The sequence below is a fragment of the Sphingomonas sp. genome (assembly GCF_039594485.1).
GTDB lineage: Bacteria > Pseudomonadota > Alphaproteobacteria > Sphingomonadales > Sphingomonadaceae > Sphingomonas.
On sequence record NZ_JBCNNI010000028.1, the window covers coordinates 23,364 to 40,895 of the forward strand.

A 17,532-nucleotide genomic window follows, 5' to 3' on the forward strand; every position below is an offset into this window, starting at 1 on the left:
GCCGACGGTACGACCGCTTCGGAATATAGGGTTGTCGGCCGGTGAATGCCAGCCATACCAAGGTCGTAATGGAGCCCCCCGGCGGTCGCACGCGGATCAGCGCAACACCAGAAAGGCGAAGATCGCGATCACCAGGACCAGCGATATGGGCAGGATGTACCGCGTTACATGCGGCGTCGATCCTGCCCGGGCGTCCTCTCTGGAGACATGAATGGGGTGCTCGGGATCAACCATGCCTGCCTCAACGCCTGTCAACCGTTTTGGGTCCGTAACCGATGATCTTTCGTGCTGGCGGCACCCCCGGCCCCGGCCTTATTCCGCCGGGACGGTGCTCTGGTCGAAGAACAGCGCCTGGCTGATCGCGGCCTTCACGGTCGAACGCTGGAAGGGCTTGGTGATCAGGAAGGTCGGCTCCGGCCGCTCTCCGGTCAGCAACCGCTCGGGGAAGGCGGTGATGAAGATCACCGGCACCTCAAACTCGGCCAGGATGTCCTTGACCGCATCGATGCCCGAGCTGTCGTCGGCCAGTTGGATGTCGGCCAGCACCAGGCCCGGACGGTCCTCCATCGCCAGAGCGACGGCTTCATCGCGGGTGACGGCGACGCCGGTCACTTCATGACCCAGGTCGCGCACGATCGTCTCGATATCCATCGCGATGATCGGTTCATCCTCGATGATCAGGACGCGGGCGCGGGTCTGCTTCTCGATCTCGGCCAGCGCCTCGGACACCAGGGCCTCGACCTCGCTCGGCTCGACATCGATCAGATAGGCGGCATCCTCGGGCGTGAAGCCTTCCATCGCGGTCAGCAGCAGCGCCTGACGCGACAACGGCGTCATCCGGGCAAGGCGCGCCCGGGCCACACCCTCGTTACCGTCGGCATCGGCGCCTTCCGTATCGAGTTCGTCGTAATTGGCCGACGACCAGATGCCCTGGAACATGCGATAGAGACCCAGCCGCGGATCGACATCGCGCGGAAACTGGTCGGGGGCGGCGACGATCGCCTCCAGCGTGGCACGAACATATTTGTCGCCGTGCATCTGGCTGCCGGTCAGGGCCCGGCCATAGCGCCGCAGAAAGGGAAGATGGGGCGCAAGCTGCTGTCCAAGCGACATGGGTAATGATCACTCCCTGAGGTATTCGCAGTGACTCATGTGCTGGCCACCGCGCCTGTTTTCAATGCCGTTTCCCGAAAAGCCCGGCCGGTGATACCATAGCGGCACACCCGTCGGATTTTTCGTATCGCTTCGGGAACCAACAAGATCGAATTTGGTTTCATCGCCACATCAACTATGGCTCTGGCGTCTGCCGAACGGGGGCACCGGAGATTTGCCACCACGTCGGTTGCCCCGCTAGTGGGTCGTGCAGGGGGATATTTTGAGTTTGGGCAACAAGACGAAGAAGACGCCTTCCCCGACGCCCCAGGTGGGCGGCGACAAGGATACGGGCTCGGCACTGCGCCAAGCCTATCAGAAGACCGTCGACGAAAAGATTCCCGACGAGATGCTTGACCTGCTCAGCAAGCTGGGCTGACGATTCGGCCGCATGGCCAACGCTCCCACCACACCCGCCGACGTCGACGCCGCCGATTCCCACGTAGCGCGCGTGCGCGCGTCGGCTCTGTCACGCCTGACCACCGGCGCCAAGCTCGTCCTGGTGCTCGGCAGCACTCTGTTCGTCCTCGCCGCGATCGCGATCTTCGCCACGCTCCAGACCACACGCCTTGCCGACAGTGAGGCGCGCGGGCGGTTGCGGATCGCCGCGAATGAAGATGCCCGCGCGGTCACGACCGAGTTGATGGGCGACATGACGGCGCTGCGCGTCGCGGTGCGCGCGCTGGGCCAGGATCCGCTCGACATGCCGAGCTGCGCCCGCGCCCAGGGCGTCTTCGCACAGCAGTCGCTGACCGGCGCCCGCTTTCTGATTACCGATCGCTCGGGCAGGACATTGTGCGGCGACCCCCTGCCCGCCGCCCTGCCCACGCCGGTCGATGGCTCGCCCATCGGCGCCGACATCCTGGCCGGCCAGGGCCTGGTGCTGGCGGTCGCGAATCAGGACGGCCGCACCCAGGCCCGCGCCTTCTTCCCGCTCCCCTTTCTGCGGCTGCTGGTCGAACAGAACAACCATGTCAGCCCGATCGAGACGGTGCTGGAACTGGACGGCGAATCGCTGCCGATAACCCAGATTCCGCGTCAGGGTTCGCTGGAGCGGATGAAGACCCTGCGGACCGATCTGGGCATCGCCGGGCTGGTCTTGCGCACGTCTGCGCCCAGCGCGCCGATCACGTCCTCGCTGATCGTCGCGCTCGCGCTGCCGCTGCTGATGTGGCTGGCGGCGGTGGTGATCGGATGGTTCATCGTCGACCGGCTGCTGATCCGCCCCTTGCGCCAGCTCCGGGCGATCGTCGCCGCCTATCAGCCCGGCGAAACGCTCGATATCTCGCTGGTGGAGGCCGCGCCCGCGCAGGAGATTCGCGACCTGGCCGATACCTTCAAGGCGATCACCCAGACCGTCGCCACCCATGAAGCGGGGCTGGCCGAGGGGCTGGTGCGCCAGACCAAGCTGACCCGCGAGGTCCATCACCGGGTGAAGAACAATCTTCAGGTGATCTCCAGCCTGATCAACTTCCACGCCCGCGGCGCGACAGGGCCGGAGGCGATGGCGGCCTATTCCTCGATCCAGCGGCGTGTCGACGCGCTGGCGGTGGTGCACCGCCATCATTTCGCCGAGCTGGAGGAAAATCGCGGGCTGAACCTGCGGACCATGATCGGCGAACTGGCGGCCAATATCCGCGCCACCGCACCGGACAATGCCGCCGGGATCGGCATCTCGCTGGATGTCGCGCCGCTGCTGGTTAATCAGGACGTTGCCGTCGCCGTCGCCTTCCTCGTCACCGAGACGATCGAACTCGCGATGAACTGCGACCCCGCCGCCCAGATCCGGGTGGCGGTAAAACCCGCCGAACAGGAAGGCCGCGCCGTGGTGCGCGTCGTATCCCGCGCACTGGTCGAGACCGACCAGCTTCGCGCGTTGATCGGCAAACGCTATGGCCGGGTCATGGAAGGGCTGGCACGCCAGCTCCGCGCGCCGCTGCACCATGACCCGCTGACCGGCGCCTATGAGATTTCCGTCGCCATTGTGGGACGCGACTGAAAATTCGTCGAAAAAAGATTCGAGGACCAAAAAAGCCGGGAACCCTTGCCCGATCAGCGGGTTCTGCTCTTCGGATAGCGAACTTATGCCCCCCCGCTCTCGCTGTCCAATCCATAGGCCTGGAAGCGTCCACCCTCCCCCCCCGGTGACGCTTCCAGGCCTTAAATTTTTTCCACCCCATTTTCTCCTTTTTCGGGCCGTGACAGGCCCGGAACGAAAAACTCCTTGGCGCATTGGGCGTCTACGGATTTCAACAAGGAGATAAGGAATGCGCAAGCTCATGGGTCTGGCAATCGTCGCCGGGGCGCTTCTGGTCAGCGCGTGCAATACCGTCGAGGGCGTAGGCCGCGATGTGAGCTCGGCAGGCAACACCGTCGCCAAGACGGCGGACAGCGCAAAGTAAGCCATTCACCCGGCTGATGGAAAAGGGCTCTGGCGGTTGCGCCTGGGCCCTTTTTCTTTGGATTGCCGCCGGGCCTGAACGACGTCGAAGATCGCACCTCCCGGCAACGAAAAAAGGCCCCGGCTACCGCCGAGGCCTTGCCGAACAAGCGATGCAGCCGCCGGCGCTAAACCGTAGCGTCTGCTTCCCCCTCGTCCGCCTCATCGGCCGCATGCCTGGCACGGCTGCGTTCGGTGAACCAGATGCCGATAATGGCGAGCTCGTAGAGGATGATGAGCGGCACCGCGAGCAGGACCTGCGACATCAGGTCCGGCGGGGTCAGCACGGCCGCGATCGCCGTCGCCGCGACGATTGCATAGCGCCGCGACGCGATCAGTTGCTTGCGGGTCACAATCCCCGCCCGCTCCAACAGCATCAGCAGCACCGGCAGCAGGAACGCCAGGCCGAACGCGAACAGGAACTGCATGATGAAGGACAGATAATTGCCAATGGCGGGGAGCGCCTCGCGCCGCACGCCGCCGACCATGCCGTCAAAGCCCAGCAGGAAGTGCAGCGCCATCGGGATGGCAACATAATAGGCCATCGCCGCGCCCATCAGGAACAGCACCGGCGTCGCGAGCAGGAAGGGCAGCAGCGCCCGCTTCTCCTGGCGGTACAGCCCCGGCGCGACGAACTGCCACAATTGGTTGGCGATGACGGGGAAGGAGATCATCATCGCCGCGAAGAAGGCGACCTTCACCTGGACGAAGAACGCCTCGAAGATCTGGGTATAGACCAGCGTGCCCTGTCCCGCCGCCAGCAGCGGCCTGGCCAGGAAGCCGAAGATCGCTTCCGAAAAATACATCGACACGCCAAAGCCGATCGCGATGGCGACGATGCAATAGAGCAGCCGGCGGCGGAGTTCGATCAGATGATCGAGCAGCGGCGCGCGGCTGGCGTCGATTTCGTCCTGCTCGCTCACGAGGCGGCCCCTTCATTGGGACGCGGCGCGGACGGCGTGGCATCGGCGGGCGCGGGCGCGACCACGGGCTTTTCCACCATCACCGGCTGGTCGCTGTGATCGTGAGGCGGGGTAGCGTCTCCATGAGGCGCGGGCAGTGCGGGTGCCTGCGATCCGTCATGCGGCACGGGCTCGGTCGTCGCAGGCGTGGCGGCCAGGTCGATGCTGGGGGGCGCATCGGCGGCATGCTCACGCATGATCCGCTCATTCTCCGCCGCCCAGCGCTTTTCCATTTCTTCCAGTTCGGCTTCGCGGACCATATTGTCGAAGCCCTGGCGGAACTGGCGTGAGACGCCACGCGCCTTGCCGACCCAATAGCCGACGACGCGCATCGCCTTGGGCAAGTCCTTGGGTCCGATCACCACCAGCGCCACGATGGCGACCAGCAGGAACTCACTCGAGTCGATGTTGAACATGGAACTCCGGTATCAGCTCGCGGAGCGGATCAACGATCGTCGCGCACGCGCTCGCCGTCACGGTCGAAGGCGGGCTCGGCCGACTTCTGGGCCTCGATCCGCGCCGACGGCTTGGCGGGCTTCTCGTCTTCCTCGGCCATGCCCTTCTTGAAGTTCTTCACGCCCTTGGCGACGTCGCCCATCAGGTTGGAGAAACGGCCGCCGCCGAGCAGAAGGATCGCGACAATCGCGAGGACAAGCAGGTGAATCGGGCTAAAGCTGCCCATGGCACGTCTCCTGGAATTTATAGTCTATCTAGGCCCTGGCGTCGCCAGCGGCAATGGTTCAGCGGTGCACAGCGGTCCCGATTGCAATGGGATTACAAAGGTCGAGCCCGACCTTGCCGTGCCATTGTGACGCGACGGCGACGCGAAGGAAAGCGTTCACGCGCCATCGTCCCGATTTCGGGCCTCATGCTCCTCCGCCGCCTCGCGCTCATCCTCCAGCCGTTCCAGCGCAAGATCGACGGGATCGAGCAGTCCGGCGGCGCGCAGATCCTCCAGGCCAGGCAGGTCGCGCCGGCTGGTCAGCCCGAAATGCTGGAGAAAGGCGGGGGTGGTGGCATAGAGAAGCGGTCGCCCAGGCACCTCGCGCCGCCCGGCTGGACGCACCCAGCCCGCCTCCATCAGCACGTCGAGCGTGCCCTTGGAGATGGCGACCCCGCGTATCGCCTCGATCTCGGCGCGGCTGACGGGTTCGTGATAGGCGATGATCGCCAGCGTCTCGATCGCGGCGCGCGACAGGCGGCGGGTTTCCTCGCGATCGCGGCGCAAGAGATGCGCGAGGTCCGGCGCCGTCTGGAAATGCCAGCGGTCGCCGCGCCGGACCAACGCGATGCCGCGCCCGCGATACTGCGCCTCCAGTTGCTCCAGCGCGGCGCGGATGTCCGTTCCGCCCTTTCCCACACCGACATGGGCGCGGATCGAATCCACGCTCATCGGTTCGGGCGAGGCGAACAGCACGGCCTCCACCGCGCGCACCGTGGGGTCGAGCGTACTCATGCCGGCCGCCGGATCAGCAAGGGAGCGAAGGGCGCCGCCTGACGCAGTTCCACTTTCCCCTGCCGCGCGAGTTCGAGCACCGCGAGGAAGCTGGACGCCAGCGCCGAACGCCGCAGCCGCTCGCTGCCATCGGGCAGGAAGGTCTCGATCGCCGACCAGTCGATGCGGCTGCCGACCAGCATGGACACACGCTCCAGCGCCGCCTCCAGCGTCATGACCTGCCGATCGGCGACGACGTGCATGACCGGCCGTGTCCGCGCGCTGATCCGGCCATAGGCGGCGATCAGGTCGTACAACTCGGCCTGCCACAACGCCTTGCGCTGGACGGCCAGCCCCTCCGGCGCGCCCCGGGCGAAGACGTCGCGACCCAGCCGGTCGCGCGCCATCAACCGCGCTCCCGCCTCGCGCATCGCGGCCAGTCGTTCCAGCCGGAGTTGCAGGCGCAGCGCCATGTCCTCGGGATCGGGCTCCTCCTCGGGCTGGCGGGGCAGCAACAGCGCGGATTTGAGATAGGCTAGCCACGCCGCCATCACGAGATAATCGGCCGCCAGCTCCAACTGCATCCGCCCCGCCCGGTCGACGAAGCGCAGATATTGCTCGACGAGCGCGAGGATCGAAATCTGGCGCAGATCGACCTTCTGCGACCGGGCCAGCGACAGCAACAGGTCGAGCGGTCCCTCCCACCCGTCCAGATCCAGTGTAAGCTGCTCCCCCGTCATCGGGAAAGACCCTAGCGGCGATGCCGAACGATGGCGAGATGCCCTTGACGCGCGCACGATCCCCCATCCGGGATGGGGAGGATGATGGGCGGGTCAGGCCAATGCCAGCAGCGCGTCGCGGCGTGCGATCAGTTCGGCGAAGTCGCCCTGCCCCGGCCCGACACTGGCCATCGCCCGGTCCAGCCGCGCGCGGGCAGCATCCGTGATGGGGGGAACGCGGCCCGCAATCTCGACCATCTCGTCCATGCGCGCCCAGCAATCGAGAACAAGATCGCATCCCGCCGACAGCGCGCCGACCGCCTTTTCGCCCGCCGTGCCGCTCAGGGCCTTCATGTCGATATCGTCGGTCATCAACAGACCATCGAACCCGATCCGCCCCCGGATGATCCGTTCGATCACAACGGGCGACAGGGTTGCCGGGCGTTCGGCGTCCCAGGCCTCGAACACGATATGGCTGGTCATGCCCATCGGCGCGGCGGCGAGGGTGCGGAAGGGTTCGAGATCGACCTCCAGCGCTGCTTCGTCGGCGGTGACGGTGGGCAGCAGGTGGTGCGAATCGACCAGCGCCCGGCCATGGCCCGGCATATGCTTGACCACCCCGACCACCCCGGCCGCCGCCAGCCCGTCGAGCATCGCACGGCCCAGGGCGGCGACCTGCATCGGCGCCGAGCCATAGGCGCGGCAGGCGACCGCCTCGGTGGTATCGGGTTGCGCCACGTCGAGCAGCGGCGCGCAGTCGACGGTGATTCCCACCTCGCGCAGCATCACACCCAGCGCCTGTCCATTGGCGTGCATCGCCTGGATCGCCGACATCGGCGCCTTGTCATACAGCGCGGCGAACACCGGCCCGGCGGGGAAAGCGGGCCATTCGGGCGGCCCCATGCGGGCGACCCGCCCCCCTTCCTGATCGATCAGGATCGCCAGATCGTCCCGCCCCGCCAGTGCGCGCAAGTCATCGGTCAGCGCGCGAAGCTGTACCCGATCGACGATATTGCGCCTGAAAAGGATATAGCCGGCCGGCTCGACCGAGGCGAAGAAGGCTCGTTCGTCGGGGGTCAGAACCGGGCCGGACAGGCCAAAAATGACGGGGATCATGACATGCGCTCCGGCCCCGTGCCGCCATGCGCGGTGACACGCATGGCCAGGGGGCGTGATCGATCAGCTTGCGACGAAGCAGCTCTCGCCCGCCACACGCAGGCGGCCGCAGATATCGGCGGCCTGGTTGGCGGACCCGGCATTCACGCGCAGGCGATACAGGGTCTTGCCATTCGACGCGACCGGCTGAACCACCTTGCCCAGCGCCGCGACATAGGAGAAGCGCTTGGAGAAGCGATCCCAGGCGGTATTGGCCGAGGACTCGCTGGGATAGGCGCCAAGCTGGACCATCGATCCGCTGCCGATCGACCCGGCATTGGCGGGACGTTGCGCGGTGACGGGGGCGGGCGCGACCAGCTTGCCGCCCGATTCGGGCACCTGCGCCACGGCATTGCGGCCGCCATTGGGCTCGGCAGGCTTCTGGACGACGCGGGTGCCGTTCATCGGCGCCTCGGGCACCGCGCGCAGATCGATCGCGCCGCTGCCACCCGGCTTGCCCGCGCTGGTCGCGATGGCCGTATTGCCCTCACCCTTCACCTTCAGGCCGCCCGGATCGGCCGGGCGGACCTTGTAATCCCCCTCGGGCGCGGCGATCAGCGCACCGTCACCGTCCGCCGCAGCGGTTCGCGCCTGCCACTTGTAGAGACCGAAGCCGACCGCAGCGAGGATGGCGAGGCCCAGGATAACCAGCGCCACCACCTTGCCGATGCTCACGCCTTCCGGCTCATCGGCCTCGACGGTTTCCAACCAGGGAAGACGATCCTCTTCCTGTTGGTCGTATCCCCGCAGGTCCATCTCGTTCGCCATCACTTCATCTCCGACACCGCTTCGACACCCATGAGCGCCAAACCGTTACGAATGATTTGCCCGATCCCCTCGCTGAGGAAAAGACGCGCGCGCGTGACATCGGCGTTCTCCGCGATCAGGAAGCGACGATCGACGCGGTCGTTGCCGACATTCCAGGCCGCGTGGAACGCCGCCGCCAGGTCATAGAGATAGAAGGCGATCCGGTGCGGCTCGCGGGCGGCGGCGGCGGTCTCGACGATGCGGGGGAACTGCGCGGCCAGCTTCACCAGTGCCAGATCCTCGGCGTCGAGCAGCGACAGGTCGGCGGTGCCGCCTTCAATTCCCGCCTCCGCCGCGCGACGCTTCAGCGAGGCGATGCGGGCATGGGCGTATTGCACGTAGAAGACGGGATTGTCCTTCGACGCCTCGACCACCTTGGCGAAGTCGAAATCCATCTGCGCATCGGCCCGACGGGTCAGCATGGTGAAGCGCACCACATCCTTGCCGACCTCGCGCACGACATCGGCCAGCGTCACGAAATTGCCCGCGCGCTTGGACATCTTCACCGGCTCGCCGCCACGCAGCAGGCGGACCATCTGGACCAGCTTCACGTCGAACTTGGTCTTGCCGCCGGTCAGCGCCTCGACCGCCGCGACGATGCGCTTGACGGTGCCCGCATGGTCCGCGCCCCAGATGTCGATCAACTGGTCGGCGGTCTGCGCCTTCTGATAGTGATAGGCGAGGTCGGCGCCGAAATAGGTCCAGGCGCCGTTCGACTTCTTGATCGGGCGATCCTGGTCGTCGCCGAACTGGCTGGAACGGAACAGCGGCAGCTCGACCGGCTCCCAGTCTTCGGGCGTCTCGCCCTTGGGCGCTTCGAGAACGCCGTCATAGACCAGGCCGCGCGCGCGCAGTTCGGCCTCGGCCGCTTCGGGCTTGCCAGCCGCCTGCAACTCGGCCTCCGAGGAGAAGAGGTCGTGATGGATGCCGAGCAGCGCCAGATCCTCGCGGATCATCGCCATCATCGCCGCCACCGCGCGGGTGCGGAACAGGATCAGCCAGTCGCCTTCGGGCGCGTCGACATAGCGGTCGCCGAACTCGGCGGCGAGCGCCTCGCCCACCGGCTTCAGATACTCGCCCGGATAGAGGCCCTCGGGGATTTCGATCGTCTCGCCCAGCGCCTCGCGATAACGCAGATGCGCCGAACGGGCGAGGACATCGACCTGTCCGCCCGCATCGTTGACATAATATTCGCGGATGACCTTATGACCCGCAAACTCCAACAGGGTGGCGAGCGCGTCGCCGACCACCGCCCCCCGGCAATGGCCCATATGCATCGGCCCGGTCGGATTGGCCGAGACATATTCGATGTTGACCGTCACGCCATTCCCACGCGTCGAGCGACCATAATCGCCCCCCGCCGCCGGGATCGCCGCCAGTTCGTCGCGCCACGCCGCATCGGTCAGCCGCATGTTGAGGAAGCCCGGCCCGGCGACCGAAACGCTCTCCACCTCGTCCAGCTTGCCCAGCTCGGCCGCCAGCGCCTCCGCCAGCGCGCGCGGGTTGGTCGCGGCGGGCTTGGCCAGCACCATCGCGGCGTTGGTGGCGAGGTCGCCATGGCTGGCATCGCGCGGCGGCTCGACCGTCACGTTGCGGCGATCCAGCCCGCCGGGCAGCGTGCCGGCGGCGACCAGCGTGTCCAGCGCCGCATCGATATGCGCGGCAAAGCGGGTGTAGAGGGTCATCACATCGTCCGATCGGGTGAGAAAGCGTTGCGCTCTAGCGAAATCGGGCGACCGCTTCAAATCTTGCTTGTCCGGTCACGCCGCACGATTGCACAGACTGCATCTTTGAGGGATGCCTTTGCAGTTGCGACCCCTGCTGCACCGCAATAAATCCGTATACGAAAGCACACGAGGGGACCTGATCCGGCTCAACGCACAACGCGGGAGTTTCGATCATGCGCAAGACCATTCTGATTCTGGCCGCCGCCATCGCCGCCATTCCCACCATCGGCGCAGTCGCCGCCGAGGGCGAACAGCGTTTCGTCCACGAGGGCAGCACCTATGTCTACACCCGGACGGTCGAGAACGGCAATCCGGTGATCCAGGGCCGTCGCTATCCAGGTGGCGAGACGTTCCGCTTCATCGTGCGCGGTCATCAGGTGACCGGCTTCACCGGCCAGACCCCGGTGTCGTTCAGCACCTATGAAGCCAAGGGCGCGCTGGGCGCGGGCGTCGACACGACCGCACGCTAATCCCTTTTCCCCTGACGGGGCTGGCGGCCCGCTCTTCCGACCGGAAGGGCGGGCCGTTCTGCATCGGTCATCGGACGCGATCCCGCCCGGCGAACGATGGAACCGACCCGCCTCAAAAGCCTTCGGGCAGGTCGATCTCGCCCACGATCTCGCAGTAGCGCCGCACCGCATAACGGTCCGTCATCCCCGCGATGAAATCCGCGATATGCCGACTGCGCGCGGGTTCGGCCTCTGGCAGGCGCTCGCGCCACTCCGCGGGCAATTGCGTCGGGTCGTCGCGATACGCGGCGAACAGCCCCTTGACGATCCCGTGCGCCGCATCGGCCGCCGCCAATTGCCGGGGGTGATGATAGAGGTTGGCGTACATGAACCGCTTCAGGTCGCGCTCCTCGGTCCGCATCGACTCGGAGAAACCGACCAGGGCACGCCCCGCCGCGCGAACATCGGTGACGTCCCCCACCCCACTCTCGGCTATGCGCGCCCGCGTTTCGGCGACGAGATCGTTCACCATCACGCCGATCTGTGAACGGATGAGTTCGCTCGCCAGACGCTTCGGGGCGACATCGGGGAATCGCGCACAGGTCGCCTCCCACCCCCGCGCGACCAGCGGCACCGCCAGCATCTGGTCCAGCGTCAGCAGCCCGGCGCGCAGGCCGTCATCGATATCGTGATTGTCATAGGCGATATCGTCCGCCAGCGCCGCGACCTGTGCCTCCAGCGAGGCGTGGCTGCCAAGATCGAGCGGAAAGCCTTCATCCGCCTCAACGAGCGCCCAACCCGGATGACGGACCGGCCCGTTATGCTTGGCCAGTCCCTCCAGCGTCTCCCAACTGAGGTTCAGGCCGTCCCAGCGCGGATAGGGTCGCTCGATCCTGGTCAGGGTGCGCAGCGTATGGCCGTTATGATCGAACCCGCCCTGATCGGCGAGCGCGGCCTTGAGCGCATCCTCCCCCGCATGACCAAAGGGCGGATGGCCGATATCATGCGCCAGGCAGAGGGCCTCGGTCAGATCCTCGTTCAGCCCCAGCGTCCGTGCGATGGTGCGCCCGATCTGCGCCACCTCCAGGCTATGGGTCAGGCGGACGCGGAAATGGTCGCCATCGGGCGCCATGAAGACCTGGGTCTTGTGGCGCAGCCGGCGGAAGCTGATCGAATGGATGATCCGATCGCGGTCGCGCTGGAACGCATCGCGCGGCCCCCGCTCCAGGCCACCGGGTTCGTCATGGCGACGGCCACGGCTCCGGTCGGGATAGGATGCCCAGGGCGCGAAAGCCGTCATGACGCGGCGCTCCGCCGTCCGATCACTTGGCGTCGAGCCGCGTCACCGCCTGCCCCGCCTCGCTCGTCACCGGGAAGGCCGAGACACCCTGTTTGGCGAGCTTGTTGACGAAGGCGCGGGCTTCCGCATCGGTCTTGAAAGGGCCGGTCAGCACCCGGTGGGTCGCGCGCAACGGGGTCTTATAGCCCTGTTTGCCGGCGAAAACGGCGGGTGCCTTGGCCTTGGTCGCCGCCCAGGCCTTGGACAGATCATCCTCGTTCGCGCCGCCCGCCACCTGGACCCAGATGCGTTCGGGATTGGCGCGGGCGCGCCGCTTTTCCTCCTGCTCGGCCTTGTCGGCCAAGGCCTTTTTCTCGGCCTCCGCCTTCTTGGCGGCGGCGGCCTTCTTGTCGGCGAGCGCCTTGGCCTGTTGGGCCTTGCGGTCGGCGGCGGCGGTCTTGGCGTCGCGGGTCGATGGACGCGCTGCGGGCTCGATCGCCTCGGCCGCCTTTTCGCGCGCCTCATGATCGCGCTCGACCTTGGCGCGCGCCTCCGCCAGCACACGCTGCGATCCGCTGCCCATCGAGGCGTTGGCGGCGAGCGCGGCCCGACGCTCAGGCTCTTCGACGCCGAGTTCGGACGCCGGGATGGACAGGTTCGCCACGATCCGCGCCAGCACCGAATCCTCCCGCACGGCCCGCGCCGCCGCAAGCGACGGCCGACGCCCGCCGCCACGGCTCGCACGCGTCACCGGCTCGGGCTTGGGCGGCTCAGGAAGTGCCGCCGCGACGGCGACAGGTGCGGGCTTGACCGGCTCGGCCGGGGTGGTGGCCACGGGGGCAGGCTTGGGCTCGACGGGAATCGCCTGCACCATCTGCATCGGCGCGACCGCAGCGGGCGGCGACTGGGACGGCATGGCGGTGGCGGTGGCGGTGGCGGTGGCGGTGGCGGGCAAAGGCTGCACCGTCGCGGTCGTCTGCGCCAACCGGCTCGGCGGTGCGGCGACCGGCGCAGCCGGCAGCGGCTGGATCATCGGGCCCGTCGTCGCGGCGACCGCAACCGGAGCGCTCGACCCGGTGGTGGGTGCGGGCAGCGCAGTGGCGAAGCCCGGCTGCGGCTGGACGGCGCGTGGCGGCACGGTCGAGGCGAGTTGCGTCGATGCAGGCGTCGCCGCCACGACCGGAGCGACGGTGCGCGCGTCGGCCAAGGTGCTACCGCGTGCCTCACGCCCCGATCGGCGACCGCCGCGACGGGACTCGCCCGCCCGGACCGGGGTTGCTGCCACCGGCGTGGTCGATGCGGCGGCGAGCGCCACCGGCGCTTCCGGGGCCAGCGGCGCGAGCGTCGGGGCCAGCCGTGCATCGGCCAGGCGCTCCGGCGTCGCACGCGTCTCGCCGAAATGCACCGCGAAGGCGCGGTCGACGGCGGGCAAGGTCGGCAGGCGCTGCAAGAATGGCTGAAGCCCCTGCGCCAGTTGCGCGGGCATCATCGTATTGGCGATTCGCGTGGCCTCGCCCAGGTCACCGCCCATCGCCAGGATGAAGGCGCGCGCGCGCCATGCCGCCCGATCGGTCTTGCGCAACAACGGATCGAGCTGTTCCAGCGCACGCTCGCGCTGTCCCGAAATACCAAGCGACAGCGCGTAGCGCCGCAGGACCTCGTCGTCAGGCGCGGTCGACAATGCCAGGCGATAGTCGCGCTGCGCACGCGGCTGGTCCCCGGTCAGGTCATAGGCCAACCCCCGGTCGGCGGCGAATGTCGCAGGCGACAGCCCCGCGCTCTCGGCCTGCGCGAAATAGCGCAGCGCCTCACCCGGCCGTTCGGAACGCACCAGGATCGACCCCATCCCCGCCTTGATCCGGGGATCGCGCGGGTCGACCTTTTCCGCGCGCGCCAGCAGCGACGCCGCGCCCGACAGGTCATCGAGCCGGATCGACAATTCGGCGGCTTCGACCAGCGCACCGACATCGCGCGGATTCTGCGCGACGCGACGCATCACGTCGCCCAGCCGATCGGCGTCGGTCGTGCCGGGCAGCGGCTGCACGACCTCCTGTGCGAGGAGAGGAACAGGCGCGGTCGACAGCGCCAGTGCGAGCGCCAGCCTGGCGCGGGAAAGGAATGGGAACGTCATGGGACTTTATCCCATAAAGCGTGTTTCGACCCGAACAGCAATGGGCATTGCACCCCTCACGCGGCCGATCGCTCCCTGCCGTCGACCAACAGGGATGAGGCAAAGGGACGCGCAAATCGGGTGGCGGACCATGGCGACGTTGCACCCGTCCGCATCCTGTGCGCGCCCCCATTCCCACACGCTGTCGGCGCGCCACGTCCGTCCCACTGGAAGGGAAGGTGGCAGACGGAGGGGCGTCGCGGCTTGTGGGGAAGGGACCAGCGACCCCACCCTCCCTCTCTTGCAGCGGACACGAAAAAGGCCCGCGCGACAGGTCGCACGGGCCTTCCCGACCATGGCCCGCCGCTGCGGGCCGATGGCGTCGATTACTGGTTGTTCTGGCGATGCAGGAAACGCGGGATGTCCAGCGACGAGTCGCCTCCCCCCTGCGCGTTTTCGTCACGCTGCGCGCCACGGGCCGCATTCGACATCCGCTCGAACAGCGTGCCGCCCAGCTTGACCCGAGGAGCCGGCTGTGCGGGCACGTCGCCCGCCTCGCTGCCGGGAGCCAGCCAGCGACGGCGGGCTTCCTCGCTGCCGGGGGCGGGCTCGACCGCCGCCTGGGTCGGAGCGGTCGGCGCAGGTGCCGGGACGATCGTATCCGCGCCTAGGACCAGTTCGTCCTCATCGGCGGGTTTCGCCGCCGGAGCGGGGGCCGGAGTGGTGTTGAAGGTCGTGGTCACCGCAGGCGCGGGAGCGGCCACCGCCGCGCCCGGAGTCACGCGCGGCGCAGTAGCCGCAGGCTGCTCGACCGGAGCCGCCGGAACCGGCGTCGCGGCGGCAGGCTCGCTCGGGCGATAGCTGGGCGTGTCCTCGGTCTTGCTGCGGGCCATGCCGCCGGTGCTGAAGCTGCTGCGCTGTGCCTCGGAAGGCGACGGCGCGGCCTTGACGTCGGCGTCGATCCCGGTGGCGACCACCGATACGCGGATACGGCCTTCCAGTTCGGGATTGAACGCCGAGCCCCAGATGATGTTCGCTTCCGGGTCGACCAGTTCGCGAATATGGTTCGCCGCCTCGTCGACCTCCAGCAGGCGCATGTCGTCGCCGCCGGTGATCGAGATGATGACGCCCTTCGCCCCCTGCATCGACACGCCGTCGAGCAGCGGGTTGGCGATCGCCTTCTGCGCCGCCTCGATCGCGCGATTGTCGCCGGTGGCCTCTCCGGTGCCCATCATCGCCTTGCCCATCTCCTGCATCACCGAGCGGACGTCGGCGAAGTCGAGGTTGATGAGGCCCGGCATGACCATCAGGTCGGTGATGCCGCGCACGCCCTGTTGCAGCACCTCGTCCGCCATCGCGAACGCTTCCTTGAAGGTCGTGTTGGCGTTGGCGATCAGGAACAGATTCTGGTTGGGGATGACGATCAGCGTATCGACGTACTTCTGCAGTTCCTCGATACCGCCGTCCGCCGACTTGGCGCGACGATTGCCCTCGAACGCGAAGGGCTTGGTCACGACGCCGACGGTCAGGATGCCCATGTCACGCGCCGCCTTGGCGATGACCGGGGCCGCACCGGTGCCGGTGCCGCCGCCCATGCCCGCCGCGATGAAGCACATATGGCTTCCCTCGAGCAGCTTCGACAGATCGTCGATCGTCTCCTCGGCCGCGGCGCGACCGATTTCAGGACGGCTGCCCGCACCCAGACCCTGCGTGATCTTGGCGCCAAGCTGGATACGCTGCGGTGCGATCGACTGTTTCAGCGCCTGCGCGTCGGTGTTGGCGACAAGGAAATCCACGCCCTGCACCTCGGCGCGCATCATGTTCGCGATCGCGTTGCCGCCGGCACCGCCAACACCGATCACCGCGATACGCGGCGTCAGTTCGTCGACCTCGGGTGCGATGAATTCGATGCTCATCCCAATTCTACTCCGCCGTTCCCGATCGATACGCTGAGATCGGGCCCCTGAATTAACTGTAGTGCACCAGTCAAAGGCCTGGTGCCAACCCAAAAGCGTCGATTTTCGGATGCTTTGTCTTAATAATTCGCCTTCGCCGCCTGAATCAGCCTTCGAAACAGCCCCATTCCGCTGGGTCGGTGCACCGTCTGGTTCGTCGGTGCGATGCTTCGCAGGTCGATGGGATCGGTTGCGGCGTAGAATGCCAGTCCCGCCAGCGTCGCGAAAGCCGGTCCGCCATGCGCATCGGGCAGCCCGGACAGCCCGCGCGGCCGACCGATCCGAACCGAGCGGCCCAAGGCCTGCTGGGCATAGTCGGCAATGCCCTTCAACTCCGCACCGCCGCCGGTCAGCACGACCTGTCGCCCGACCGGCCCCTCGAACTTCAGATGCTGGAGCGCCTTGCGGATTTCGCCCATCTGATGCTCCAGCCGCTGGCGGATCACGCCGATCAGTTGCGCCTTGGTGATCTGCATCGTGTCGCCGCCATCCTCGGCGGAGATCGGCGTCACCTGGATCATGTCGTGATTGTCGCGCGGCGAGGCATTGGCCGAACCGTGGAAGCACTTCATCCGCTCGGCCATCTGCCGCCGGGTACCGAAGGCGGACGCCACGTCGTCGGTGATGTCCGCCGCCCCCATGGGAAGCGAGCACAGCCCGACCAGCATCCCGCCCGCGAACAGCGAGACATTGGTGATCCCCGCCCCCATTTCGACCAGCGCGACGCCCAGTTCGCGTTCCTCATCCGACAGACAGGCCAGGCCGGTCGCCACGGGGGCCGCGATGATCGACTTCACCTCCAGATGCGCCGAGCGGACGCACAGGTCGAGGTTGCGCACCGGCGACCCGTCGGCGGCGACGACATGGATGTGGACGCCCAGCCGATCGGCATGGAGGCCCAGCGGCTTCTTCACCCCGGTCAGCCCGTCGAGCGTATAGAGGGCGGGCTGCGCGTGCAGCACCATCCGCCCTTGCGGGTCGATCGAGTTGCGCCCGGCGGCAAGCAGCGCGTCGATATCGCCCTGTTCGACCTGATGGCCGCCCAGTTCGAACTCGACCTCGGCCACGTCGGACACCAGCCCGCCGGCGGAGAAGCCGACCCAGACATTCTCGATGTTCAGGCCCGCGATCCGCTCGGCCTGTTCGACCGCTTCGCGCACCGCCGCCTCGGTCGCGCCCATGTCGGCGATATAGCCACGCTTGACCCCCCGGCTCTCGCGCTGGCCCGTGCCCAGCACGATCAACTCGCCCCCGTCGCCTTTGCGCGCGATCAGCGCGGAAACCTTGGACGATCCGATGTCCAGCGCGGTGATCAGCCCCTCGGGTGCCATTTTCGCCATGG

Annotated in this window: 18 protein-coding genes; 4 read left to right on the top strand and 14 right to left on the bottom strand. The window is 67.4% G+C overall.

Annotation, left to right across the window (positions count from 1 at the left end; genetic code table 11):
- Window positions 1–96: 96 nt before the first annotated feature.
- Together ABDV78_RS13870 and ABDV78_RS13875 are read right to left on the bottom strand one after the other, a co-directional pair.
- Window positions 97–234 carry a hypothetical protein gene (locus ABDV78_RS13870; protein WP_343527981.1) on the bottom strand — a complete coding sequence of 46 codons (138 nt, stop codon included), beginning with the start codon at window positions 232–234 and terminating at the stop codon, window positions 97–99.
- A 78-nt stretch (window positions 235–312) separates the two neighbouring features.
- Window positions 313–1,113, bottom strand: coding sequence for a response regulator (locus ABDV78_RS13875; protein ID WP_343527982.1), 801 nt, complete (start codon window positions 1,111–1,113; stop codon window positions 313–315).
- 262 nt (window positions 1,114–1,375) lie between these two features.
- Here ABDV78_RS13875 and ABDV78_RS13880 point away from each other — a divergent pair, with 262 nt between their 5' ends.
- The 3 genes from ABDV78_RS13880 to ABDV78_RS13890 all read left to right on the top strand — a co-directional run bounded on the left by ABDV78_RS13880 (window position 1,376) and on the right by ABDV78_RS13890 (window position 3,554).
- Complete coding sequence (locus ABDV78_RS13880; RefSeq protein WP_343527983.1) at window positions 1,376–1,531, top strand: NepR family anti-sigma factor; 156 nt, start codon at window positions 1,376–1,378, stop codon at window positions 1,529–1,531.
- Window positions 1,532–1,543: 12 nt separating this feature from the next.
- On the top strand, window positions 1,544–3,151 hold the full coding sequence (locus ABDV78_RS13885; protein ID WP_343527984.1) for a histidine kinase dimerization/phosphoacceptor domain -containing protein: 1,608 nt from the start codon (window positions 1,544–1,546) through the stop codon (window positions 3,149–3,151).
- Window positions 3,152–3,419: 268 nt separating this feature from the next.
- On the top strand, window positions 3,420–3,554 hold the full coding sequence (locus ABDV78_RS13890) for an entericidin A/B family lipoprotein (RefSeq protein WP_343527985.1): 135 nt from the start codon (window positions 3,420–3,422) through the stop codon (window positions 3,552–3,554).
- A 166-nt stretch (window positions 3,555–3,720) separates the two neighbouring features.
- On the opposite strand, the gene tatC is transcribed toward ABDV78_RS13890, so the two are convergent.
- From tatC to argS, 8 genes are all read right to left on the bottom strand, one after another.
- The gene (tatC, locus tag ABDV78_RS13895) at window positions 3,721–4,515 is read right to left on the bottom strand and encodes a twin-arginine translocase subunit TatC (RefSeq protein ID WP_343527986.1); all 795 of its coding nucleotides are present in this window, start codon (window positions 4,513–4,515) and stop codon (window positions 3,721–3,723) included.
- Window positions 4,512–4,970 carry a Sec-independent protein translocase protein TatB gene (gene tatB, locus ABDV78_RS13900; RefSeq protein WP_343527987.1) on the bottom strand — a complete coding sequence of 153 codons (459 nt, stop codon included), beginning with the start codon at window positions 4,968–4,970 and terminating at the stop codon, window positions 4,512–4,514. Before tatB ends, tatC begins: the two co-directional genes overlap by 4 nt.
- 29 nt (window positions 4,971–4,999) lie before the next feature.
- Complete coding sequence (locus ABDV78_RS13905) at window positions 5,000–5,236, bottom strand: Sec-independent protein translocase subunit TatA (RefSeq protein ID WP_007405493.1); 237 nt, start codon at window positions 5,234–5,236, stop codon at window positions 5,000–5,002.
- Window positions 5,237–5,392: 156 nt separating this feature from the next.
- Window positions 5,393–6,010 carry an SMC-Scp complex subunit ScpB gene (gene scpB / locus ABDV78_RS13910; protein WP_343527989.1) on the bottom strand — a complete coding sequence of 206 codons (618 nt, stop codon included), beginning with the start codon at window positions 6,008–6,010 and terminating at the stop codon, window positions 5,393–5,395.
- Complete coding sequence (locus ABDV78_RS13915) at window positions 6,007–6,729, bottom strand: ScpA family protein (RefSeq protein ID WP_343527990.1); 723 nt, start codon at window positions 6,727–6,729, stop codon at window positions 6,007–6,009. The genes scpB and ABDV78_RS13915 overlap by 4 nt, the downstream gene beginning before the upstream one ends.
- A 93-nt stretch (window positions 6,730–6,822) precedes the next feature.
- Window positions 6,823–7,824: a glycoside hydrolase family 3 N-terminal domain-containing protein gene (locus ABDV78_RS13920; RefSeq protein ID WP_343527991.1), complete on the bottom strand. Its 1,002-nt coding sequence runs from the start codon at window positions 7,822–7,824 to the stop codon at window positions 6,823–6,825.
- 63 nt (window positions 7,825–7,887) lie between these two features.
- Window positions 7,888–8,631 carry an SPOR domain-containing protein gene (locus ABDV78_RS13925; protein WP_343527992.1) on the bottom strand — a complete coding sequence of 248 codons (744 nt, stop codon included), beginning with the start codon at window positions 8,629–8,631 and terminating at the stop codon, window positions 7,888–7,890.
- Window positions 8,631–10,355, bottom strand: a complete 1,725-nt coding sequence (gene argS / locus ABDV78_RS13930) for an arginine--tRNA ligase (protein WP_343527993.1) — start codon at window positions 10,353–10,355, stop codon at window positions 8,631–8,633. The genes ABDV78_RS13925 and argS overlap by 1 nt, the downstream gene beginning before the upstream one ends.
- 215 nt (window positions 10,356–10,570) lie before the next feature.
- Between argS and ABDV78_RS13935 the strand changes: the two genes are divergently transcribed.
- Window positions 10,571–10,867, top strand: coding sequence for a hypothetical protein (locus ABDV78_RS13935; RefSeq protein ID WP_343527994.1), 297 nt, complete (start codon window positions 10,571–10,573; stop codon window positions 10,865–10,867).
- Between the two features lie 112 nt (window positions 10,868–10,979).
- Here the strand turns inward: ABDV78_RS13935 and ABDV78_RS13940 are convergent, their stop codons facing one another.
- From ABDV78_RS13940 to ftsA, 4 genes are all read right to left on the bottom strand, one after another.
- A complete protein-coding gene (locus ABDV78_RS13940; protein WP_343527995.1) occupies window positions 10,980–12,146 on the bottom strand; it encodes a deoxyguanosinetriphosphate triphosphohydrolase in 1,167 nt (388 codons plus the stop codon).
- Window positions 12,147–12,168: 22 nt separating this feature from the next.
- Window positions 12,169–14,256, bottom strand: a complete 2,088-nt coding sequence (locus ABDV78_RS13945; protein ID WP_343527996.1) for an SPOR domain-containing protein — start codon at window positions 14,254–14,256, stop codon at window positions 12,169–12,171.
- 365 nt (window positions 14,257–14,621) lie between these two features.
- Window positions 14,622–16,151: a cell division protein FtsZ gene (ftsZ, locus tag ABDV78_RS13950; protein ID WP_343527997.1), complete on the bottom strand. Its 1,530-nt coding sequence runs from the start codon at window positions 16,149–16,151 to the stop codon at window positions 14,622–14,624.
- 119 nt (window positions 16,152–16,270) lie between these two features.
- On the bottom strand, window positions 16,271–17,530 hold the full coding sequence (gene ftsA / locus ABDV78_RS13955) for a cell division protein FtsA (protein WP_343527998.1): 1,260 nt from the start codon (window positions 17,528–17,530) through the stop codon (window positions 16,271–16,273).
- Window positions 17,531–17,532 lie beyond the last annotated feature (2 nt).